Source organism: Bacillota bacterium, assembly GCA_023511455.1.
Lineage (GTDB): Bacteria > Armatimonadota > HRBIN16 > HRBIN16 > HRBIN16 > HRBIN16.
Window position 1 is genome coordinate 1 of sequence record JAIMBJ010000029.1, and the last position, 20,872, is coordinate 20,872.

Sequence of the window (20,872 nt, forward strand, 5' to 3'; positions counted from 1 at the left end):
CGGGCTTTGGCATGCCACGTGTGGGGTCAGCGCATGTCTGGCAACAACCCGACACCATACGGCTACAAGGGGCAGTGCGGTTACTACACGGACGTGGAAACGGGTATCCTGTTACTGACGCACCGTTACTTAGATCCTGCGACGGGAAGGTTTTTGACCAGAGACCCGATTGGGTTCGAAGGGGCACCAAAGGGCAACAATAAATGGTAAAACGGATGTAGTAGAGGAACCGGAGGCGAACATGAACCTCTGCATCGAAACGGAACAGGAAGCAGACGGACGCTGGATTGCCGAAGTGCCCGCCATCCCCGGCGCGCTGGTGTACGCCCGGACGCGCGAAGAGGCGATTGCACGGGTGAAAGCACTGGCGTTGCGCATCATCGCCGACCGGGTAGAAAACATGGAACCCGTTCCCGAAACGGATGAACTGTTTTCGGTAGCGGTGTGAGCCAGTGGGCTTCGGTGAAGGCAAGGCAGGTGCTTTCTGCGCTGCTGCGGATTGGCTGGGTTATCAAGCGGCAAAAGGGTGGCTCGCACCGCGTGTTGTCTCGCGAAGGCTGGCCGGATTACGTGTTCGCGTTTCACGACGAGGAGGAGATGGGACCCCGTATGCTGGCGCGGATTGCGAAACACACGGGTCTCAGACCGGAAGACCTGCGAGAACCGGCGGCGCAAACCCATCTTGCCTCGCGGACACAGGTCTGCTCTTACTTGCACACCGTTACCCTGACCCCACGACGGGGCGGTTATCCTCATCTGGATACCTTCTGAAGGCTCCCACTGAGCCTCGCGCCATCCCGCCTGTGGCAACGCGATTTCTCCGAAAAGGGACCTCTTACCCGTATTGACAACTTGTCGCAGACCTGCTATATTTGCGGTGTCCACCATGCCTGTGGGCGAGAAGCAGACAAAGGAGGGAGCATATGGCAAAAGGTCAGTGGCTTGCTCGTGCACTTGGGTTCTTGTGGGGTGTTCTGCTTGTCTTGCCGATGGGTCGTGTCGCCCCGGCGCAAGAGGAAACCAATATTCCCGCACTGACCTCTCTGGTAGCACGAGCCTCGTTACGAGCAGCCGTCGAGAAACAACAGGCAGAGGAATGGGCGAGGCAACACGGCCTGCCCGTGCGCCGCAAACTCCCCAACGGCGCGATTATGGAGATTATGGCGGTACGCGACGGCGTACCCATCTACTACGTAACCAAGGGGCTGGAGTCTGCCGAATCGCTGAGCGTGGACGAACTGTGGCCCGGTGGCTCGACAGGGTTGAACCTGACGGGCGCGGGAATCACGCTTGGCGTGTGGGACGCCGGTTCTGTGGACCCGACCCATCCCGAGTTTCGGGGACGGTTGCGTATCCGCGACGGAGCGGAAGCCGACGACCATGGCACACATGTCGGCGGCATCATGGCGGCAGCTGGAGTCAATCCTGCGGCAAAGGGGATGGCTTACGCCGCGACGTTAGACAGCTATGACTGGAACAATGACTTTGCTGAGATGGCGGATGCTGCCCGGGCTGGATTGCTGGTGTCTAACCATTCGTATGGTCCTCCTGCAGGCTGGATACTGGATTTCATGTGGCTCGGCGATACCTCCATTAGCCAGCGAGAGGACTGGAAGTTCGGATATTACGGCGATTGGGATCGTACATGGGACGAGATTGCCTATAACGCCCCATACTACACCATTTGTGTGGCCTTAGGCAACGACCGGGGAGAAGGCCCCGTGTCTCAACCGGTGCAACATTACCACACCGACGGTCGCCTATACAACGATAGTCATGACATCGACGGTGGTGCAACGGGCTACGATACCACGCCCGTCGGAGCGACCGGCAAGAACTCTATCATAGTGGGCGCAGTGCATCCTATACCTGGCGGGTATGCAGGATCGGGTAGCGTGCGCATGAGCGATTTCAGCGGCTGGGGGCCCACCGATGATGGACGGATTAAGCCAGACCTCGTGGGTATCGGCGTCAAAGTCTTCTCTCCGGTGATTGGAGGATACGATATCTACGAAGGCACCTCCATGGCGGCGCCCAGCGTCGCCGGCGCACTCGGGTTGCTCATCCAGCACTACCGCCAGACACACGGCGGGACAAACATGCGCTCAGGCACCCTCAAGGCGCTGGCAATCCACACCGCCGATGAGTGCGGCCCCGCGGACGGACCAGACTACATGTTCGGCTGGGGCATTTTGAACGCCAGAACCGCCGCCGAGGTGATCTCACTCAGCGCGCGCAACCCCTATGCGATACAGGAGCGTACCCTGCGTAACGGCGAGACACATACCGTCCGCGTGGTGTCTGACGGAAGCCAGCCGCTGAAGGTGACCATCGTGTGGACGGACCCACCCGGTACGCCGCCTCCGGTGTCGCTGGACCCGCCCGACAGGATGCTGGTGAACGACCTCGACCTGCGCGTCACCAATGGAACCACTACCTACCTGCCCTGGGTGCTCAACCCGTTGAACCCCGCGGCTCCCGCTACCACCGGTGATAACGTGGTAGACAACGTGGAGCAGGTGGTCGTGCCCAACCCGCAGGCGGGCGTGTACACCATCACGGTGACGCATAAGGGCATCCTGCGCCCCGCGGGCAGGCAGGCGTACTCGATGATTGTGACCGGGGCGGTGACGCACACGCTGGACGTGACCTCGTCCGACCCCGATAGCGGCGTCGCCATCACCGTAACCCCCAACGACATCAACGGACAGGGCGACGGAACGACTCCTTTCAGCCGGGTGTATGACGGCGGTGTACAGGTGACACTGACCGCTCCCGCCACCGCACCCAACGATAACGTCTTCATCAAATGGGTGCGCAACGGAGCCGATTTCTCCACCAACCGCACCATCACCCTCACGATGGACGCCGACTACCAGCTGAAGGCGGTCTACGAGTTCATCTCGCCGGTGCCGGTGCTGCTGCAGCCTGCGCCGGGTGCGGTCGTCTCCCCGACGCCCACCTTCCGCATGAAAGCCACCTCCTCGCCCGGCTCCCGGATGAAGTATAAGGTGGTCATCTGGCGAGGGGACGAGCAGGTCGCTGTCTTCGACCAGACCACCGATACCACCGGCTGGAGCAAGCCGGACTACGCCAGCGGCGAGGAGGCGGCGCTGACGGTACCCGCCGCGCAAGCGTTGCCCAACGGTTCCCTGCAATGGCAGGCGTTCGCCTACGACGGCGTCCGCTGGAGCGAGGGCAGTGCAAAGCGCGCTATGGTGGTCAACCGAATGCCGGGTGCTCCCACGCTGATTAGCCCGGACGCGAATGCCATCGTACTGGGCACGCCGACCCTGAAGGTGCAGGCAAGCGACATCGACACTACCGATGTGCTGAAATTCCGGATTGTCTTCACGCGCGATAACACCACCGTCGCCACTTTTGACCAGACGGTGGACGCCACCGGCTGGAACAAGAGCGGCTATGCCAGCGGGGAAGAAGCCACGCTGACCATCCCTGCCAACCGTGCGCTCAACCCCGGTATCTACCAGTGGCAGGCGTTCGCTTACGACGGCAAGCAGTGGAGTGAAGGCAGCGAGAGCCGCACCATTATCGTCAACTCGCCGCCGGCTGCGCCCGAGCTGCTGGAGCCTGCGGGCAATGCCTTTGTGGCGTATACACCCACCTTCCGCCTGCGTGCCACCGACGCCAACAGCGATAGCCTGCAATACAAGATTGTGTTAAAGCAGGCGGGACAGGTCGTGGCGACCTTTGACCAGAGCGAGGACGCTACCGGCTGGAGCAAATCCAGCTACGCCAGCGGCGAGACGGCGGTCTTCACGGTACCGGCAGGAGCTGCGCTGACGAAGGGGGCGTACCAGTGGCAGGCGTTCGCCTACGACGGCAAGCAGTGGAGCAGCGGCAGCTGGGAGCGCAGCTTCACGGTGGACCAGGCTCCTGAAGCCCCGGAGATACTGGCCCCCGCGGCGGGCGCAGTCACCTCCGCAACGCCCGAGTTCCGCCTGCGAAGCACCGACGCCGACCTGTCGGACGGTCTGCGCTACAAACTGGTGCTCACTCGCGGCGGGCAGCAGGTAGCGGTGTATGACCAGACGGTGGACTCCACTGGCTGGAGCAAATCCAGCTACGACAGCGGCGAGACGGCGGTGTTCCGCGTGCCTGCCAGCAACGCGCTCAGCGCGGGAACCTACCAGCTGGTGGCTTACGCCAGTGACGGACAGCAATGGAGCAACTCGGCGAGCCGTTCGTTCAAGGTATCCGTCAGGGTACCCTCGCGTCTGGTGGGGGTTGGCACGTTCGCGGTGAACCTCGTGCTGCCCGATTCCAGCAAGGGCGGCATCGGCATCGCAGACGTGCCAGTGAAAGCATGGGATGCGGCTACCCAGTCCTACGTGGATGCGGGTAACAACCTGCTCGTCGGCGTGGGCTACTGGTTCAGCGCAGCGCAGCCGGTAACCGTCAGCCTCGCCGGCAACGAACTGCCCATCTCCTTCCCCATCGCCCTGCGACGCGGGTGGAACTTCATCGCCAGCACCTCCGCCAATCCCATCGTGTGGGATGTGGACGGCATCAAGGTGCGCCGACAAGGCGAGGAGGTCACCCTGCGTCAGGCGCGGCAGGCTGGCTGGATAGAAGACCACGCCTGGGGGTGGGTGCAGGACGGCGCGAATCCTGCTACCGGTCGCTACGTGCTGGTGTACGACCCGCTGCGCATCCCCGGCGCGGTCAACACCATCGAGCCGTGGCGAGGCTACTGGGTGTTCGCCCATGAGGAGTGCCAGCTGCTGCTCAATCCGTCGGACGGCATCATCCCCAACAGCACACGTGCTACCTCACAGCATACAGGCGCGTGGGCGGTACGCCTGCAGGTGCAGACCGCATCGGGCAGCGCAGAAGCGATCCTGGGAGCGAGTCGAGCCGATAGCATCACCATCGGTCTGCCGCCAGAGCCGCCGGTAACTTCTTCCGAACCAAAGCTGGTGCTCATGCGCGACGGCGAGCCGCTGGCGGTGGACGTGCGGGCGAACAGCCGCGCAAACTCACCGTGGGAGATAGAGGTTCACGTGCCCGCCAGCAGTGAGACCACTGCCACCCTGCAATGGCAGGGTGTGCATACCGCTCCTCGCACGGTCAACCCTGTTCTGGTAGACCTCCAAACCGGCGAACGCAAGTTCCTGCGCACCACCAGCCTGCACACCTTCGCGGTGAGCCGACAGGGAGGCGTGTACCGGTTCCGCGTCGAGATGACCCCGCAAGGTAGTCTGCTTCGCCTGTCACAGCTGCGGGTGAGCGGCGGACGGATCGCCGGAGGGAGTTACACCATCTCGTTCAACCTCAGTGCCAGCGCGCAGGTGGAGGTGAACGTCTTCTCCGCAGGCAAGCTGGTGCGCCGGCTGACGAATGGCGTGACGCGCTCGGCAGGAATTCAGCAAATCACCTGGGACGGACGCGATGCGAACGGCATTGCCCTGCCCGCCGGTAGCTACATCGTGGAAGTGAGAGCCACCGGCGTGGACGGGCAGGTGGTTCGCAGTGCGATACCCGTCACGTTGACACGGTGAAAGGGGGTGGCACGATGAAGAGCAAATCGTGGGCAATCGCTTTGCTGGCGACGCTGGCAGGATTGTGGCTCGTGGGGTGCGGCACCGCCGAGAAAGGACTACCCTTCGACCCCACGCCGCCCGTCATTGGCGCACCGACGCTTACCCGCGAAGCGGGCACCAACCGCGTTCAGGTGCAGGTGCAGGCATACGACGTGGGCACGGGGGTAGCTTCCGTGATGGTGCTGGCAGTGGGAGTAGACCCCACGCCAACGGCAGTCGCCATGCAGCAGGTGCCCGGCAAGGAGCAGTATCAGGCAACGCTCCCTGCCACCACCGTCCGCGTGCAGGTCAAGGCGGTGGATAGGGGCGGAAACGAAACGGTCTCTGCCGAGATTCGCGTGCCGCCTCCGGGACCACCGTTCTAGCAGGTTCAGTGCAGTGCCCCTCTCCGATGGGAGAGGGGCCACAAGACACCTTGTGGCGCACCGATGCGGTGGCGTTGAAAAGCTTCGAAACCCGGCTGCTGGTGGTGGAGTAACTACAGGCAACGTTCCAGAATCCGCGCCGCCACCTCGGGCGTGATGTCGCCGTGCTCGCCCAGCGCGGTCATTCCGTGCGCGCGCAACTGCTGCACAATCGCCGGAATAGCCTCCGCCCCGATGCCGTACGCCGACAGACGGGTGGGAATACCCACGCTCTCGAAAAACTCGCGAGTGCGTTCTATAGCCTCATCGATGCGGCTATCCTCATCTCCTTCACGAATGCCCCACACCCGCTCTGCATACTGCAGGAGCTTCTCCCGCTTCTCCCGACGCCTGACCTCCATGACTCCCGGCAGCACGATCGCCAGCGTGCGGGCATGGTCGATATCGTACAGAGCGGTTATCTCGTGCCCAATTGCATGGGTCGCCCAGTCCTGTGCCACTCCCACACCGATGATGCCGTTTAACGCCATCGCCGCACACCACATGATGTTGGCGCGTGTATCGTAATCGGTAGGGTTCTCCAGCACTTTCGGAGCCTGTTCGATAAGGGTCAGCAGAATCGCCTCTGCCATCCGGTCCTGCAACGGGGGATTCACCGGATAGGTCAGATACTGCTCCATCACATGCACGAAGGCGTCCACGATACCGTTGGCGGTCTGGCGTGGCGGCAGGGAAAAGGTGGTCTGCGGGTCCAGCGCGGCAAAACGCGGGTATACCAGCGGCGAGTAAAAAGCCAGTTTCGCCTTCTTCTCCCAGCGCGTGATGACCGCGTTGCCGTTCATTTCGGAGCCAGTGCCCGGCAGAGTCAACACCGCACCGATGGGTAGGGCTTTCCGCACCTCCGCCCGTTTCTCCAGAATATCCCAGGGGTCTCCCTCAAAAGGAACCGCCGCGGCGATGAACTTCGTGCCGTCCAGCACCGAGCCGCCCCCGACAGCCAGCAGGAAATCTATCTTTTCACGACGCACCAGCTCCACTGCGGGCATCAGCGTTTCGTAGCGCGGGTTTGGCTCGATACCACCGAACTCGGTCACCCTCTTGCCTTTCAAAACGTCCATCACCCGTTCGTAGACGCCATTGCGCTTGATGCTGCCGCCCCCGTATGTCATCAGGATGCGCGCATCGGTGGGTATCTCCGCCCCCATACGCTCGATGGCATTCTTGCCAAACAGGATTTTCGTTGGGTTATGGAACGTGAAGTCAAACATCTTCAGCCTCCTTCAGGGATAAATAATAACCTTGTTGCGCTCCCGGCTTGCCATCACTTCCACTGCTTTGTGGATGTCTGTCAGCGGAAAGCGGTGCGATATCACCTTCTCAGGGTCCACCAGCCCGCGTTCAATCAGGCGGATGGCTTTCTGCATCGCCAGCGGGTTCGTGCCGAAGCTGGCGTCCATACGCGCCTCTAAAAAGTGCATCAGACCGCCGTCGAGTTCAAAAGTCTCGTGGGTGGTAATGCCGAAAACGTTCCAGCGTGTACCCCGCCTCAGCAGGCTGACCATCAGTTTCACCGCCTCGATGGGTCCCGCTGCTTCGATAATCACGTCGGGGCCATCGGGCAGGATGTCATAGACGGCGGTTTTGGCGTCCTCGCGCAGGGGATTGATGGTGTGCGTCGCGCCGAGCCGTCGGGCAGTCTCCAGCGCGTAGTCGCTGATATCAATGGCTATTAAACGCCCTGCACCCGCCGCCTTCGCCACCATCAGGCAGTACATACCGATACCGCCCGTGCCAATCACCACCACATCGTCACCCAGCTGCATCTGCGAGGTGTGAATGACACCCTTCCACGCACCGCTCACCGGCTCGGTCTGGCAGGCGGCGTCAAAGCTGATGTGCTTTGGATTGGGATAGACCGATGTCGCGGCGGTCACGGTGTACTCCGCAAAGCTGCCGGGGCGCACATCTTCCGGTCCGTCGCCGCCAGTGACGAAGGAATGCGGACAGTAGTGATGCAGTCCCGTGCGGCAGTACGGACAGGTGCCGCAGAAACCGCTCGGCTGCACAATCACCTCGTCGCCCTCTTTGACGTGCTTCACGCCGGCACCGACCGCAGCCACTACACCCGCCGGTTCGTGCCCCGGGATGAGCGGGAACCGCACGTTGCGCCGAATGCCCTTAATGGCTTTGTAATCGGTAGCACAGAATCCGCACGCTTTAATGCGCACCAGCACCTCACCCGGGCCCGGCTCGGGCGTGGGCACTTCGCGCAGCTCCAGCTGGTTGAAATCGGATAAAACCGCAGCTAACATACTCTCCTCCCGTACATAAACAGCTTGGGCAGGTACTCCACCGGCTCGTCGATAGGCGGCTCCGGCCCCGCCGCGACGGCGTACATACGCTCATGGCTCTGTCGAGCCGCTTGCGCCAGCAGTTCGTACGGCTTGTTGCACACATCCAGAAAACCGATGTCGGAACTGCCATTAACTGATTAGCAATAGCGCATGGGAGTCTCCTGCATTCCCCGATGGCGAGAAGCTCACCGAATGGCGGACTGTGTGGGTGTCCCTGACCCGGGACCACCATAGCCCAAGATTTGAATCCTCCGAACCAGTTAATGAAGGATCCTTAAGCCAACCCCCTCTCCGAACGAACGCGGTATTGCAACATTTGCGGCAAAACACCGCGTATAATGAAAATGAAGAGGAATAGATAATCCTGTAACTCTCAGGACAGGGAGTTTTCTCCATGCAACCTCTGGTTCAGAGCCTGCTGTTTGGCGGTGTGGCGGCGGCAACGGTCATCGCGGTGTTGCCCCACGTTAGCCCACAAAACAGCCCCCCGCCGAACGAGAAGTACACTCCCGTCGCAGCTCCTGTCAAAACGGTGAGAGCCGCGTCCAGCGGGCAGACGCAGACGCAAACCATTCTACCGCGCACTTCCACACAACCGGCCATCAATCAGTATCATGTTCAGGTTATTGAGCCGGCGGCCGGCTGGCAGAGGTATATGCCCTGCCTTCGCCCGCCTGCATCGTTTCGAGCGGACATGCCTTGCCGCCAGCCGGAAGGCATTCTGGGCACAAACAGGACGGTGACACCGCCAGTGCGAACCACCGTGCGTCCACGTTAGGGACACGTTCATTCACCGAGGGCGTACGGGGTTCTCCGAGGATGGCGTTACAACTGTCTGCTTGCGTTTGCGCAATGCCCTGCTCTTCGGGTAAACTAAGCCAGAATACTTCGCAAGGTGCGGGCGCAAATGATTCGCGTTGCTTTCGCCACGCTGGGCTGCAAAGTCAACCAGTACGAGACACAGCGCATCATCGATACCTTCGAGGAGCAGGGCTTCGCCATCGCAGGTTTCGATGAGCCTGCGGAGCTCTACGTCATTAACTCCTGTTCGGTGACGCAGTTGGCGGAAAAGAAGTCCCTGCAGATGGTGCGTCGCGCTGCCCGCCAGAATCCGGGCGCGCGGGTGGTGTTGACCGGCTGTATGGCACAGTTCACGCTCCTGCGCGGGGAGACGGTTGCCGAAGCTGCTCTCATTGTGCCCAACACCGATAAAATGCGCACGGTGCACTATGTGCTGGAAGCCTTCCCCGACATCCGTGAGCATGTAGCACGAGACCCTGCTCCACCCGTGCTGCGTAATCCCTACGAGCGCACCCGTGCGGTGGTCAAGATTCAGGACGGCTGTAACGTGTGCTGTTCCTTCTGTTCCATCCCTTACACTCGCCCGCGCATGTTCAGCCGTCCGTATAGGGAAGTACTGGACGAGATACGCCGGCTGGTCGATGAGGGCTTCAAGGAGGTGGTGCTGACCGGCGTGCTGATAGGCTCCTATGGAGAGGAGACCGGCAGCGGTGGACCCGACCTCGCCGAACTGCTGCAGCGGATGGCGCGAATCGACGGGCTGGAGCGAATCCGGATCAGCTCCATCGAGCTCACACAGGTCACGGACAGGCTGATCGAAGTGTGCGCCAGCGAGCCAAAGGTGTGCCCGCATCTGCACATCCCCCTGCAAAGCGGGGATGACGGCATCCTGCAGGCGATGAACCGACCGTACCGTCAGCAGGACGTGCTGGCTCTCGCGGAAAAACTATATTCACGGATACCCGACCTTGCCATCACCACCGACATCATGGTGGGCTTCCCGGGCGAGGACGAAGCTGCTTTCGAGCAGACCTGCCAGGTGGTGGAAGCCGTACAGTACGCACGGGCACACATCTTTCGCTTCAGCCCGCGTCCGGGCACGCCTGCTGCGCAGATGGCAGACCAGGTGCCTGACCATGAAAAGGAGCGACGTAGCCAGCAACTGGCGAATCTGTGCCGCAGGTATCGCGAACGGTTTGTCGTGGCGCGGCTGGGCAGAACCCTGCGTGTGCTGGTAGAGGGCAAGCAGAGTAAAGGCGGCTTGATGAGGGGTCTAACCGATAACTACATTCCCGTGGAGTTCGCCGGCGGCGCACACCTCGCCGGGCAACTGGTGTGGGTGCGTCTGCTGGAGACGACCGACGAGGGAGCACTGGGTGAGCTGGTCACCACGTCTTCAGGAGGGCATGAGGATGGAGGATTGCATCTTTTGCCGCATCGCGCAGAAGCAGATACCGTCCACCTGCGTGTACGAGGATGACGAGGTTTACGCCTTTAAGGACCTGAACCCACAGGCGCCGGTGCATGTGCTCATCATTCCCAGGCAGCACGTCAGGGATGTGGCTGCGCTGGAGGAACAACACGATGCACTGGCTGGCAAACTGCTTCGAGTGGCAGCGCATATCGCGCGTGAGCTCCATATAGACGAAACGGGCTACCGACTGGTAGCGAACGTAGGACCACACGCAGGACAGAGTGTACTCCATCTGCATATCCACCTGCTGGGTGGTCGGCAGATGACATGGCCTCCGGGATAGGGAGAAAACCATGAGCCGTTCGGCAGGAGGAACCAACCCTTATATCTGCCAGATGGCTGGCTGTTTCGAGTCTGCCACCGAGCCAATACCTCTGCCCGAAGGAGAAGGGAATCTGTTTCTGTGCGCCAAGCATCGAGCGCAGTATCTGGCAGGGGAGTTGTCGTTAGGGCATATCGCCAGCATGACCGCCCGCTACATCCACGATCTGCGCGTGAAACGCCTCAACCGCCTGTATGATGAGCGGGGCAATCTGTGTGAGATTCTGCGCCGTGATGACCCTGTCTACCGCGAGTGCTTTCCCGATGGTTTCGCACAGGCTTATATCACGCATGTGGACTATCACGTCGTGAAAGGCTGGCACATGCACCTCAAGCAGAAAGACCACTTTTTCGGCGTCTACGGCAGGGCGAAAGTGGTACTCTATGACGAGCGGGAGGATTCGCCCACACAGGGCTTGATTAACGAAATCATTCTCACCCCCGAACGTCCTCTTCTGGTGCAGATTCCGGAACGTGTGTGGCATGGTTTCATGGCGCTATCGCTGGAGGGAGCAGGTATCCTGAACTTCCCTACCCGCCTGTACGATTACGCCGACCCCGACGAGTATCGCCGCGACCCGCACACGGGTGGCATCCCCTACTCGTGGGCAGTGAAGGACAGGTAGTTGTGCGTGTTTTCTCGCAGGGGTCTGGCAATGTTCGACGCCGAGTCGTATAATAGAGGCGTGCCCAATTCTGGTTGATGAAAGGGTGAGCGGGATGACCGGTATTCCGCGTGTGGTAGCACAATCATACTATCGGGTGGTTTCCGGATACTATCGGCTGGCAGAGAGTATCCAGGACTACTTTAATCTGTCGCGTCGTCTCAATCTGCTCATCTTTGCCATCGCCCTGCTGGGTAGCATTGGCATCGCCGTATCGGTACAGTATGAGGCATGGGTGGGCACCATCTTGCTGATGTTGGTGATGGTGCTGGTTCCCATGATGACGGTCTACCCGGAGCTGATTGTAGTGGGCATCCTGCTTTGCGTTGCTTCGGTAGTGTCGCCCTTCCTGTGGGACAGAATCTTTTTGGGAGAACGCGGTATTACCCTGCCAAACCTCCTCATCTCGCTCGGTCTGGTCGTGGTACTGTTCAGACACCTCACGGGCAAGACGAGTCCGGTCAAACTGTGGCTTTCCCCTTCCTCCATAGCCATCATCGCGTTTCTCATACTGACGGTTCCTGTGGGGCTTTTATACCATTACCTGTTCCGAGGCTGGAGTATCCGCTCACAGCTGTCCGAAATGGAATACATGCTGGCGTGGCTCACGTTTTTTATTGCTATCGGGATTATGCGCACGGAGAGAGCCGTGCGTAACCTGCAGGTTGGTCTTCTCCTGGTAGCAGGTATTGGCGCTCTGGCCACGGTGCTGCAGGCTCTGCTGGGGCCAAGAGCACTGTTCTTCTTGAGACTGGCAGAATGGGACATTCCCTTACGCGACACAGAAGGGTTGTTGCGCGTCTTGCCTCCGGGACAGTATCTTGTCCTGGTCAGCCTGGTGATTAGTGCGCAGATGTCCACAGTCCGTGACGGGCCCCGACGGTGGGGATGGATTGTGCTCACAGCGCTTTATGGACTGGCGATACTCTTTACGCTCACCCGGCACTCGTGGTTCGGAGCATTGTTTGGTCTGGGGATCATCTGGTTGTTCGGAAGCAGTCGCACGAAAGTGAACCTGCTGCTCATTGCCTTCGTAACAGTGGCTGTAGTCGGCTCGCTAACCCTGTTTGCGCGCCCTGCTTGGGTAACCCAACCCACTGATATAGTAGCCAAGCTGCAAAGACGATTTATCAGCACGTTTACCGAACCGCCTAATCGCTACACATACGGCGTGCCCAGCTCCGTTGGGCAACGGATTTTCGAGATGCACTATATCATGGACAGACTTCCCGAGTCGCCGTGGTTCGGGCTTGGGTGGGGTACCAAACATCCTCTGCGCGTCACCAAAAGCCCGTATGTGGGCAGCACCTATGAAATGCGCACCTACATTCACAATTCGATACTGTGGATTCTCGGTAAGGGAGGCATTGTGGGGTTAGTGGGGCTATTGATCCTGCTCGTCACAGGGATGGTCCGGGGCTACATATTGTATAAGAGAACCTCTCCAAACGAAACCTATGTGCGCTCGTGGCTACTTGCTCTCTGGATAAGCTGGCTGATGCTTCTGCTCGCTGCGCAGTTTGAACCGGTATTCTGGACGAAGAACCGCCTGGTCGCTCCCGCCATGATACTTGCGCTGATGGAGGGGATATACTATTTCAGCACAAAGAACACACGGAATGCACAGACGGCTGAAGCCCAAACACGCTGAGGCGGTATCCTCGTTATTTGTGCTTGTTTTTATCCCTCCATCGGCATATCGCTTGACATCATTTGTCAACCATTCTAAAATAGAGCGGTAAGAAAACTAACGCGAACGGTATCGACTGCAGAAGCGTTTCATGCCAAATCTAAGAGGAGGGTCTTCGATGCGAAACGGTTTCAGCCATCGGCGAGCGTTCACGCTGATCGAACTGCTCGTCGTCATCGCGATTATCGCCATTCTGGCGGCGATCCTGTTCCCGGTGTTCTCGCAGGCGCGGGAAAAGGCACGCGCGACCTCGTGCTTGAGTAACACCAAACAGATTGCTCTGGCAGTGCACATGTATGCGCAGGACTACGACGAGACCTATGCGATGAACCTGTACTTTGTGGCACCCAACGTGTGGGTGAGCTTCTACGATGCGCATGTACCCTATGTGAAGAACGCCGACATCCTGCGCTGCCCGTCCGCCCCTATGGAAATCGACTGGCCCGGCATGATACAGGTGCTGACGGGTGGTGCGCTGACCACACCAGGCAACTTCCGCTACGCCTCCTACAACGGCAACTACGCGCTGTTCGAGGACGGCAACTGGGGTGCTCCACTGGGACAAAACACGGCTGTGGCACCTATTCGCATGGCGGAACTACAGTATCCCGCAGAAACCGGTGCTTTTTATGACGGCTGGCTGGATGTGCAGTTCTACAGCCCAATTGCGCCGCGCCACAGCGGGATGGTCAACTGCGCCTACGCGGATGGTCATGCCAAAGTGGTACGCGGTCGACGCAATCCGAACCCCACCGCTCCCAACGACCCCATTAAGGGGCGCAAGCGCGATGAGTGGTTGGTGGCGGGCGGACCCTACGGCGGCTCGTTCGAGATTTGGGGTATCGTGGTGAACCCCAACTGTAACCACGACCTGAGACGCGCCGGGCAGTGCAGTGATCCACCCCGCTCCCTGCGCTAGAGACTCGCTGAAGAAACGGACACGGGCACGGCTGCGTGCAGCCGTGCCTCTTTATTATTACCGGCTACGCTGCGATGGGCAGGCTGTCCTGTTCTAGACTTTCACGGTTCGCACGCCTGTACACGGCTGCGACAAAGGCATCTACTACTACCGGGTCAAACTGCTTTCCCCTCTGTCTCTGCAGCTCAGCCAGTGCCGACTGCCGGTCCATTCCCTTGCGGTAGGGTCGGTCGGTGGTCATTGCACTGAAGGCGTCCGCCACAGTCAGAATCCGCGCGAGCAAAGGAATCTCCTCGCCTGCCAGTCCATCGGGATAGCCGTTTCCGTCCCATCGCTCATGGTGCGAGCGGGCAAGCGGCGCTATCTTTTCCATGCCAGGCAAGGCAGACAACATGACCGCACCAAGCACTGTATGCTGCTTCATCGCCTCATACTCCTCGGCGGTCAATAACCCTGGCTTCATTAAAACCTCATCGGGAATGCCGATTTTGCCGACGTCGTGCAGTAGCCCACCCAAACGCAGCACGTGTTTCTGCTCTTCGGAAAGCCCCAGCTCTTCGGCAATCCACAGAGCATACTCGCTCACCTCTTCCGAGTGACGGCGCGTATAGTGGTCCTTGTTATCGATGGCGATGACCATCGCTTCCAGAGTGGAAAACGCCCCGTTTGCCTGAATCTGGTAGCGTGTGCGCCAGCCGGACTGCGAGTCCGCAACGCCAGAACCGTTTTGCCTTGCCGTGAGAAGCGCGCCCTCAGCCACAGACAGCAGCTCCTCTGCACTGGCAGCATCGCCCGGAAATTCCGCAACGCCGATGCTGGCAGTCACGGGGATCAGCTGCCCGTTCTCCAAATGTATCAGGGTCTCCTGACGTATCCTTTCCCGCAAGCGACGGGCAATTGCCATCGCCTGGCTCCGAGTGGTATCTGGAAGAACAATCAGGAACTCGTCCGCGTCGTACCTTCCCACCACCGCCCCCGGCGATAAGGATGCCTTCATACTTTGCCCAATCTGCCGCAGCAGCTCATCACCAGCGCGGTGTCCATGTGTGGCGTTAAACAGGGCGAAGCGGTCCAGGTCGAGGCGAATGAGTGAGAGAAGATGCTTCGAACGCGAGGCTTCGAGAATCTCCTGTTCGAGCGCTTCATATACTGCGTAGTGGTTCAGCAGCCCGGTGATGGCATCGCGGTGTCGATAGAGTTCCGAAACCTCCTTCAAGCGTGCTTGTAGGTAGTGATTTCGCCACCACATTGCCCAGGCCCACGCCCCCAGAAGCAGGCCGGGCGCGTTCATCACCGCCAGCGCCACGGCATTGGCATATTCACGCAGAAGCACCAGTGCTGCCCACAGACCTGCAGCCACGCCCAAGGGAAGGCACAGCACGCTCCACCTGCCTGCACCACACCAGGATACGTCTGGGGCAGTCTGATGGCGGGAACGGTGATACGGTATCATGACGGCAAACAGTGCCAAACACGGGGTGAAAAGCAATACTGCTAATGTTTCGCCTCGCCTGCCTATCAGGAAGTCAGGTGAAGTGAAAGCCAGGAATAACGGTAACAGCATGTAGACACTGCCAGCCAGTGCCGCCATTAAAATCATGAGAATCCTCCCTGACGATGTCGCCTGCCCTTCCGTAGGTCTGGCTTCAGGAGGTCGCCTCCGACAACCATTGAGGTTGTTCCACAGACCGCAAGGGTTTACGCAGGCAATTGTGTTGGGTTTCCCCTGTTACCGCTTGTTATGGTATAATGCTCGTGCTGTAGCAGACCGTTTTCACAGAGGGGAGCCCATGCGCTATCTGACTGTTCAGGATGTCATCTGGATAAACACCGCCGTCACCGGCCGTCCACAGCACTACGATTTTGACCGTTTAGAAAATGCAGTGTACAGTCAGTATTCATACGGGGACAGTCGTGATGCACTGAAACAGGCAGCGAGGATGTTTCGCCATCTTTTGCAGGACAAACCGTTCAGCGAGGGAAATGAGCTGACCGCCCTGGTGGCCACTCTCGCTTTCCTGCGCCTGAACGGGTATGCCCTGCAGGTAAATCCCGACGAGGTACAGGAGATTCTGGAACAGATATCGCGGGGACAGACAAGCCCGAAGGAGTTTATCCAGCAGAGGGCACAGCCGGTGGAAGCCGAAGCAGGTTCCCTGCGCCATGTGGCGGCTCAGATTTGTGCTTCCCTGCACCTGCCGATGAAGGCAGCACTGGCAGAAGTACATTAGTTTCTCCACAAAAGGCGGCACGACGGATATGCAACTGAAACAGGTACAGATTAGCCTGAACGCGCCCATAGGGCAGCTGGGCGAGGTGCGCAAGAGCCATGTGCTGCAGGCGCTGGGGGTGCCGTTCACTATTCAGCCCGCGCCCATTCCGGGCTTTGTGGCATATGTGGACCCGCTGCACCGGCGCAGTGTGATGCTGGCAGAACACCAGATTATCTTCATCCACGAAGGCGAGAACATCTCCCCTGACTTGCGCGACGCCGAACGCCTTCTGGTTCGCACCCGTGACGCCCTCCTGCTGGATGACCGATTCGTCGCAGGAATCCAGTGGATTGCACACCACGAGGCGGAAGGTGCTGCTACAGAACTGTCGGTCGAGCGTTTTCTGCGCCTCAGTGCTTCCGAAATTCGCGCCCTGTTCGAGCAGGGTTTGCGGGGCATCGGCTTGCGATTCACGTACGAATCACCACCATTCACGTGCGACTTGCGTATCGAGCCTTACTACGCGGATACCGCCCTCTTTTTCATTCAATTCAACGCGGCGCACCCTCAACCACTCTCGTTGGAGACCATTCTGCTTCGTGCGGCAGAGTTCGGTGATTACGTACGCGACGAGGCGGAAGAGGTGCTTGCCTCGCTGTTGCAGGGGTGAGAGAAATACCTTTGCGCTGGAAACAGGTGCTGGAAACTGTACTGCCTCTGGCACTGGCAGGGGTGGTGGTGCAGTTGAAAGACTTACTGCGCCAGGTGGCAGGCACCAACGTATCGGCGCTCCTGCTGGCGCTGGTCGTCATCGCCTTCCTGATACCCCAGCTGCGACGTTACACACTGGTGATGATATGCTTCGGTGTCTGCGTGTTCTCGTTGCAGCGCACATGGGAGGGCGTTCAGACGGTAGACTGGCGGGAGGCGGTTTGGACCGATTATGCCTTTATCATCATGTGGCTGGGCATCGCTTTGTTCAGCGGTGTGGCAGGCATCGGCGAGGTATGGTTTGAAAGCCCACGCTGGTCGCAACAGAGCTACCTCACGGCGGTTGTGCTGTATTTTCTCGGGCATGGTGGTTCCGCGTGGCTACAGGGCAAGCCGACGTTCGCCCTGTTTCTGATGCTGGTGGGAGTGGTGGCATTCGGCGGTGCATTGTGGGTGGGAAGCGGAAGCAGACCCCCTCTGCCCGAGACCTCGTCCCTCCGCACCCGTCGGCGCGTTCGCTGGATTCACCAGGACTCCCCATCGCAAGAATCGCGCAATCCCCCTGCGTAGCGCTCTGCTCAACGAGCTTGCTGAGACAGATGTTGCTTCAGCAGTGCAAATAATGTGCCGGTATGTACCACCCTGGCTCCCGGGTAGTTCTGCTCGATGGCACGCTTCAGTTGCAGATGGTGAGAAGGTGTCCACAGGATGGTGCGGAACAGCAGGAACTGAGGCTTCTCACCGGTGAGGCGGCTGCCCACGATATTCAGCGCACGCGGCATCTGCAACCCGCCGACGCCCGGCAGGTCATCACGCATGCGCAGGTAAGGCATTCCGCTGTGCATTCCCCGTTCGGGTATCTTCTGCGCCGCGATGCCGCCCGGAGAAAACCGAGCGTAAGCATCCAGTCCCTGCTCGTCCAGTCCGCGCGCGTTACCGTCGATGATAAACCCGGTGATACGGATATCCCAGCGGCTGTACTCCCGCTGGCAGTGCGTCTCCCATGCCTTCCAGCCATCCGGCAAGCCACTGTGAGGGCGGGGGCGGCTCAGGTAGCCCGGGTTCAGGTAACCCGCGCCCGAGTCGCCAGCGATGAAATAGTCGATGGGAGAAGCGTTGCATCGCACAAAGTGCATGCCCACCGGAAACCGATGCGCGAGATTGGGATTGAACGCCCACGCCAGCGGCACCTTGCCCCGTGCCGGGTCGCTCCACAGGCGGGGCACCATGCGATAGAACCATGCGCTGGAGTCGTAATCGCCCACATAAAACGCGATGAAGCTGTAGGGCGCAACCATGCCGTTGGAGAGCACGTAACCCTCGCGCTGCAGGTCGTCCAGGGTGGGATGAGGCTGAGTATATCGCTTTTGCAGAGGGTAATGCATGAAAAACGAGGCGTTCGCCATGGCACCGATGGCGGGAGCATCGGCATCCAGATAGGCATTAAAGCACGAAGCAATCTCGACAAATCGCCATTCCGATTCCACTGCCCCATGCGGTTCGCCCACCGCGTCGGTATACTTGAAATCCCACGGCACAAAGCCGCCGATATGGGTCATGCCTCCGCCGGTGAGGTCACAGGACGCCATCAGTACCGCCTTCAGTGTGCGGTTATCCGCGCCCAGCGGCTGTTCTGGGTCGTCGGATGGCTTCACGTCCTCCCAGGGCGACAGGTCAAAGAAGAACCCCTTGCGAGCGATGAAGTAGTCGTGGTTGCACAGCATGGTGCGCTCGATGGGCAGTTGCACCCTGCCCGTGAGCCAGTTCGCGTCGCTATAGTAGCCAAGTATCCCCGGCGCACATTTTCCCTTGCGCAGATAGGTGCCCACCGCCCACATCAGCGCATCGCACTTCGGGCTGCCGGTGCTGGGCAAAGCCAGGGGCCCCAGACTGCCCTTGCCGGTGAAAAGCGGGCTGCCGTCCTTCCTCAATAACGAAAGACGCACGGGTAGCCCACCCCTGCCCTGAGTCAAACGGGTGTAGAGGGAACCGGCATCGGGGTCATAGCGTACCGGCAACAGGTTATCCACTCCGGAGGCGGTCGAGGCTACCAGCGCGGTAGCGGGCACGCGCTCATCCCACACAACCAACCCATTCAACGACCGTCGGAATCGCTGCACCAGTTCCAGCACGTCGGTAACCTTTTCTATCTTTGCACGGTCAAGCCATTCGCCCTGTTTGCGCAGGTGTTCGAGCCAGTAGAGGTCAGTGCCTCCCCGCCCATCGTCTCCCACCAAGAGCACGTAGAGGCGGGGCTGACGACGATTGACGATGCCCTGCAGGGCGGTTACGAGATGCAGCTCGTCCCACGCCCGGCGTCGCTGGCGTAAATCGGAGAAGTCTATACGATGCAGATGCGTCAGGTCATACAGTACGATGGTTCCCGCAAACTCTCCGGAGGTCATCGCAGTTTCTTTCTCTTTTTCGAGGACGGGATGTGCAGTCGGACACGATACTTCGAGATGGTTCTGCGAGTTGTCCTGATACCCCAGCGTTGATACAGAATGGCGGCTATCTCCTCGTCGTTATATGGGTGTTCGGGGTCTTCGGAGTGTATCACTTCCTGTATCGCCTGCTGGATGCTCAGAGCAGGTGTGAAGAAGTCGGAGAAGGGAACGAGGTCGCCGTTCGGAATTTGCACCCATTTGTTGGATATCGCCCGGCTGACGGTGGACTCATGAATGCCCAGTTGCTCGGCTATCTGTGTGCGCGTGAGGGGCTTGAGAAATGTGTAGGAGCCGGTTTCGATGAACCCCAGCTGCTGGTCAATGACCGCGCGCGTCACACGCAGTAAAGTGCGATACCGCATTTCGAGGATTTTCAGAAACTTATCGGCACGCTCTACGTATTCCTCCACCTGTTTGACGACTTCCTCCGGATATTCCGAAGGGTTCCGTTTGATTTTCTCATACTGCTCACGCCACTGTGGGCTCACAATCAGAATCCACCGGGGGCGAACGAGCTCCACTTCAAAACCTTCCGGGCTGCGCCGGATGACCACATCGGGTTTTATAATGTCACGGTAAGAGGACGACGAGACTGCATGAGGTGCCCGGAACCGATTCGCCGGGAAAGGGTGCAATGCTTCCCTGATGTATTTGAGCGCATCCTGTACCTCCTCCGGATTCACCTTGAGTTCACGCGCGATTCGGCGGACGGGGGGTTTGAGCAGTCGGTGGAAGTACCTCTCCACAATCAGCTCTGCCAGCGGGTTGCCCTGCCCCTGTTCGCGCAGGTAGCGCAGTTGCAAAAGCATACACTCCTGATGAGAACGCGCTCCAATACCCGGCGGGTCGAGCGATTGCACCGCTTGTAAAACCTCTTCAATCTCTTCAGGGGTAGCCCCTGTCTCCAGCGATGCGCGATCCATGCTGAAATTGGAGAGCAGCCCGTGCTCGTCGAGATTATCCAGAATGTATTCGGCAATGGCGTATTGACGCTCTGACAACTGAGCGTGAAGCTCACGGCTGAGATATTCACGCAGGGTGAGGCTGCCATCGGGAGCATTGCTGATGGGGTCCATCTCAGGCTCTGGCGCGTCGTCAGCTTCGGCATCGTAAACGCGCTCGAAACGGTTAATCCTCAGAGATGAGCGGCGATAGTCGGCATCCTCGGATACAGTATCGATCCTTTCGAGCGCAGGATTCTCCACCAGCTCTTCCTCGATGGCGCTTTCCAGTTCCACGCTGTTGCACTGCAATAAACGGGCTGCCTGAATAACCTTCTGATCGACTCGTACCTCGATAGTCTGCTGTTGCTTCGGTGCTATCATCACAACCGCCTGCCTTTCGCCTC

Annotated in this window: 20 protein-coding genes; 14 read left to right on the forward strand and 6 right to left on the reverse strand. The window is 59.6% G+C overall.

Annotated elements, in window-relative coordinates; genetic code table 11:
• From K6U75_13420 to K6U75_13440, 5 genes are all read left to right on the forward strand, one after another.
• The coding region (locus tag K6U75_13420) for a hypothetical protein (protein MCL6476038.1) at positions 1 to 210 on the forward strand (210 nt) is incomplete at its 5' end.
• Positions 211 to 241: 31 nt separating this feature from the next.
• Entirely contained in the window at positions 242 to 448 is a 207-nt protein-coding gene (locus tag K6U75_13425; protein MCL6476039.1) for a type II toxin-antitoxin system HicB family antitoxin, read from the forward strand.
• Positions 445 to 771 (forward strand): type II toxin-antitoxin system HicA family toxin, encoded by a 327-nt coding sequence (locus K6U75_13430; GenBank protein ID MCL6476040.1) that lies wholly within the window; start codon positions 445 to 447, stop codon positions 769 to 771. The genes K6U75_13425 and K6U75_13430 overlap by 4 nt, the downstream gene beginning before the upstream one ends.
• A gap of 152 nt (positions 772 to 923) precedes the next feature.
• Positions 924 to 5,522 carry a S8 family serine peptidase gene (locus tag K6U75_13435; GenBank protein ID MCL6476041.1) on the forward strand — a complete coding sequence of 1,533 codons (4,599 nt, stop codon included), beginning with the start codon at positions 924 to 926 and terminating at the stop codon, positions 5,520 to 5,522.
• Positions 5,523 to 5,536: 14 nt separating this feature from the next.
• On the forward strand, positions 5,537 to 5,929 hold the full coding sequence (locus K6U75_13440; protein MCL6476042.1) for a hypothetical protein: 393 nt from the start codon (positions 5,537 to 5,539) through the stop codon (positions 5,927 to 5,929).
• A gap of 113 nt (positions 5,930 to 6,042) precedes the next feature.
• On the opposite strand, the gene K6U75_13445 is transcribed toward K6U75_13440, so the two are convergent.
• Genes K6U75_13445 through K6U75_13455 form a run of 3 tightly spaced genes read right to left on the reverse strand, consistent with a single transcriptional unit; the run spans position 6,043 to position 8,384 of the window.
• The gene (locus tag K6U75_13445) at positions 6,043 to 7,197 is read right to left on the reverse strand and encodes an iron-containing alcohol dehydrogenase (protein ID MCL6476043.1); all 1,155 of its coding nucleotides are present in this window, start codon (positions 7,195 to 7,197) and stop codon (positions 6,043 to 6,045) included.
• A gap of 12 nt (positions 7,198 to 7,209) precedes the next feature.
• On the reverse strand, positions 7,210 to 8,241 hold the full coding sequence (locus tag K6U75_13450) for an alcohol dehydrogenase catalytic domain-containing protein (GenBank protein MCL6476044.1): 1,032 nt from the start codon (positions 8,239 to 8,241) through the stop codon (positions 7,210 to 7,212).
• Complete coding sequence (locus tag K6U75_13455; GenBank protein MCL6476045.1) at positions 8,235 to 8,384, reverse strand: hypothetical protein; 150 nt, start codon at positions 8,382 to 8,384, stop codon at positions 8,235 to 8,237. The genes K6U75_13450 and K6U75_13455 overlap by 7 nt, the downstream gene beginning before the upstream one ends.
• A gap of 293 nt (positions 8,385 to 8,677) precedes the next feature.
• Here K6U75_13455 and K6U75_13460 point away from each other — a divergent pair, with 293 nt between their 5' ends.
• The 6 genes from K6U75_13460 (at position 8,678) to K6U75_13485 (ending at position 14,153) form a co-directional block, all read left to right on the forward strand.
• Entirely contained in the window at positions 8,678 to 9,061 is a 384-nt protein-coding gene (locus tag K6U75_13460) for a hypothetical protein (protein ID MCL6476046.1), read from the forward strand.
• A gap of 129 nt (positions 9,062 to 9,190) precedes the next feature.
• Positions 9,191 to 10,564 carry a tRNA (N(6)-L-threonylcarbamoyladenosine(37)-C(2))-methylthiotransferase MtaB gene (gene mtaB / locus K6U75_13465; protein MCL6476047.1) on the forward strand — a complete coding sequence of 458 codons (1,374 nt, stop codon included), beginning with the start codon at positions 9,191 to 9,193 and terminating at the stop codon, positions 10,562 to 10,564.
• Positions 10,497 to 10,841, forward strand: a complete 345-nt coding sequence (locus tag K6U75_13470) for a histidine triad nucleotide-binding protein (protein MCL6476048.1) — start codon at positions 10,497 to 10,499, stop codon at positions 10,839 to 10,841. Before mtaB ends, K6U75_13470 begins: the two co-directional genes overlap by 68 nt.
• 181 nt (positions 10,842 to 11,022) lie before the next feature.
• Entirely contained in the window at positions 11,023 to 11,505 is a 483-nt protein-coding gene (locus K6U75_13475; protein ID MCL6476049.1) for a dTDP-4-dehydrorhamnose 3,5-epimerase family protein, read from the forward strand.
• A 94-nt stretch (positions 11,506 to 11,599) separates the two neighbouring features.
• Positions 11,600 to 13,195: an O-antigen ligase family protein gene (locus K6U75_13480; protein MCL6476050.1), complete on the forward strand. Its 1,596-nt coding sequence runs from the start codon at positions 11,600 to 11,602 to the stop codon at positions 13,193 to 13,195.
• Between the two features lie 157 nt (positions 13,196 to 13,352).
• Positions 13,353 to 14,153 (forward strand): DUF1559 domain-containing protein, encoded by an 801-nt coding sequence (locus tag K6U75_13485; GenBank protein ID MCL6476051.1) that lies wholly within the window; start codon positions 13,353 to 13,355, stop codon positions 14,151 to 14,153.
• 64 nt (positions 14,154 to 14,217) lie between these two features.
• Here the strand turns inward: K6U75_13485 and K6U75_13490 are convergent, their stop codons facing one another.
• Positions 14,218 to 15,753 (reverse strand): diguanylate cyclase, encoded by a 1,536-nt coding sequence (locus tag K6U75_13490; GenBank protein MCL6476052.1) that lies wholly within the window; start codon positions 15,751 to 15,753, stop codon positions 14,218 to 14,220.
• 190 nt (positions 15,754 to 15,943) lie between these two features.
• Here K6U75_13490 and K6U75_13495 point away from each other — a divergent pair, with 190 nt between their 5' ends.
• The 3 genes from K6U75_13495 to K6U75_13505 are packed head-to-tail and all read left to right on the forward strand — an operon-like array spanning position 15,944 to position 17,647.
• Positions 15,944 to 16,384, forward strand: coding sequence for a type II toxin-antitoxin system death-on-curing family toxin (locus K6U75_13495; GenBank protein MCL6476053.1), 441 nt, complete (start codon positions 15,944 to 15,946; stop codon positions 16,382 to 16,384).
• A gap of 28 nt (positions 16,385 to 16,412) precedes the next feature.
• Positions 16,413 to 17,036: a hypothetical protein gene (locus K6U75_13500; GenBank protein MCL6476054.1), complete on the forward strand. Its 624-nt coding sequence runs from the start codon at positions 16,413 to 16,415 to the stop codon at positions 17,034 to 17,036.
• An 11-nt stretch (positions 17,037 to 17,047) separates the two neighbouring features.
• Complete coding sequence (locus K6U75_13505) at positions 17,048 to 17,647, forward strand: hypothetical protein (GenBank protein MCL6476055.1); 600 nt, start codon at positions 17,048 to 17,050, stop codon at positions 17,645 to 17,647.
• Positions 17,648 to 17,655: 8 nt separating this feature from the next.
• Here the strand turns inward: K6U75_13505 and K6U75_13510 are convergent, their stop codons facing one another.
• Together K6U75_13510 and rpoN are read right to left on the reverse strand one after the other, a co-directional pair.
• Complete coding sequence (locus K6U75_13510; protein ID MCL6476056.1) at positions 17,656 to 19,482, reverse strand: hypothetical protein; 1,827 nt, start codon at positions 19,480 to 19,482, stop codon at positions 17,656 to 17,658.
• Positions 19,479 to 20,849 carry an RNA polymerase factor sigma-54 gene (rpoN, locus tag K6U75_13515; protein ID MCL6476057.1) on the reverse strand — a complete coding sequence of 457 codons (1,371 nt, stop codon included), beginning with the start codon at positions 20,847 to 20,849 and terminating at the stop codon, positions 19,479 to 19,481. Before rpoN ends, K6U75_13510 begins: the two co-directional genes overlap by 4 nt.
• Between the last annotated feature and the right edge of the window lie 23 nt (positions 20,850 to 20,872).

Bases quoted from the DNA above. Each gene is read 5' to 3' on its own strand.
- mtaB (MCL6476047.1), top strand. From the start codon at position 9,191: ATGATTCGCGTTGCTTTCGCCACGCTGGGCTGCAAAGTCAACCAGTAC.
- K6U75_13460 (MCL6476046.1), top strand. From the start codon at position 8,678: ATGCAACCTCTGGTTCAGAGCCTGCTGTTTGGCGGTGTGGCGGCGGCA.
- K6U75_13495 (MCL6476053.1), top strand. From the start codon at position 15,944: ATGCGCTATCTGACTGTTCAGGATGTCATCTGGATAAACACCGCCGTC.
- K6U75_13470 (MCL6476048.1), top strand. From the start codon at position 10,497: ATGGAGGATTGCATCTTTTGCCGCATCGCGCAGAAGCAGATACCGTCC.
- K6U75_13435 (MCL6476041.1), top strand. From the start codon at position 924: ATGGCAAAAGGTCAGTGGCTTGCTCGTGCACTTGGGTTCTTGTGGGGT.
- K6U75_13480 (MCL6476050.1), top strand. From the start codon at position 11,600: ATGACCGGTATTCCGCGTGTGGTAGCACAATCATACTATCGGGTGGTT.
- K6U75_13440 (MCL6476042.1), top strand. From the start codon at position 5,537: ATGAAGAGCAAATCGTGGGCAATCGCTTTGCTGGCGACGCTGGCAGGA.
- K6U75_13450 (MCL6476044.1), bottom strand. From the start codon at position 8,241: ATGTTAGCTGCGGTTTTATCCGATTTCAACCAGCTGGAGCTGCGCGAA.
- K6U75_13425 (MCL6476039.1), top strand. From the start codon at position 242: ATGAACCTCTGCATCGAAACGGAACAGGAAGCAGACGGACGCTGGATT.
- K6U75_13510 (MCL6476056.1), bottom strand. From the start codon at position 19,482: ATGACCTCCGGAGAGTTTGCGGGAACCATCGTACTGTATGACCTGACG.
- rpoN (MCL6476057.1), bottom strand. From the start codon at position 20,849: ATGATAGCACCGAAGCAACAGCAGACTATCGAGGTACGAGTCGATCAG.
- K6U75_13445 (MCL6476043.1), bottom strand. From the start codon at position 7,197: ATGTTTGACTTCACGTTCCATAACCCAACGAAAATCCTGTTTGGCAAG.
- K6U75_13490 (MCL6476052.1), bottom strand. From the start codon at position 15,753: ATGATTTTAATGGCGGCACTGGCTGGCAGTGTCTACATGCTGTTACCG.
- K6U75_13485 (MCL6476051.1), top strand. From the start codon at position 13,353: ATGCGAAACGGTTTCAGCCATCGGCGAGCGTTCACGCTGATCGAACTG.
- K6U75_13500 (MCL6476054.1), top strand. From the start codon at position 16,413: ATGCAACTGAAACAGGTACAGATTAGCCTGAACGCGCCCATAGGGCAG.
- K6U75_13475 (MCL6476049.1), top strand. From the start codon at position 11,023: ATGACCGCCCGCTACATCCACGATCTGCGCGTGAAACGCCTCAACCGC.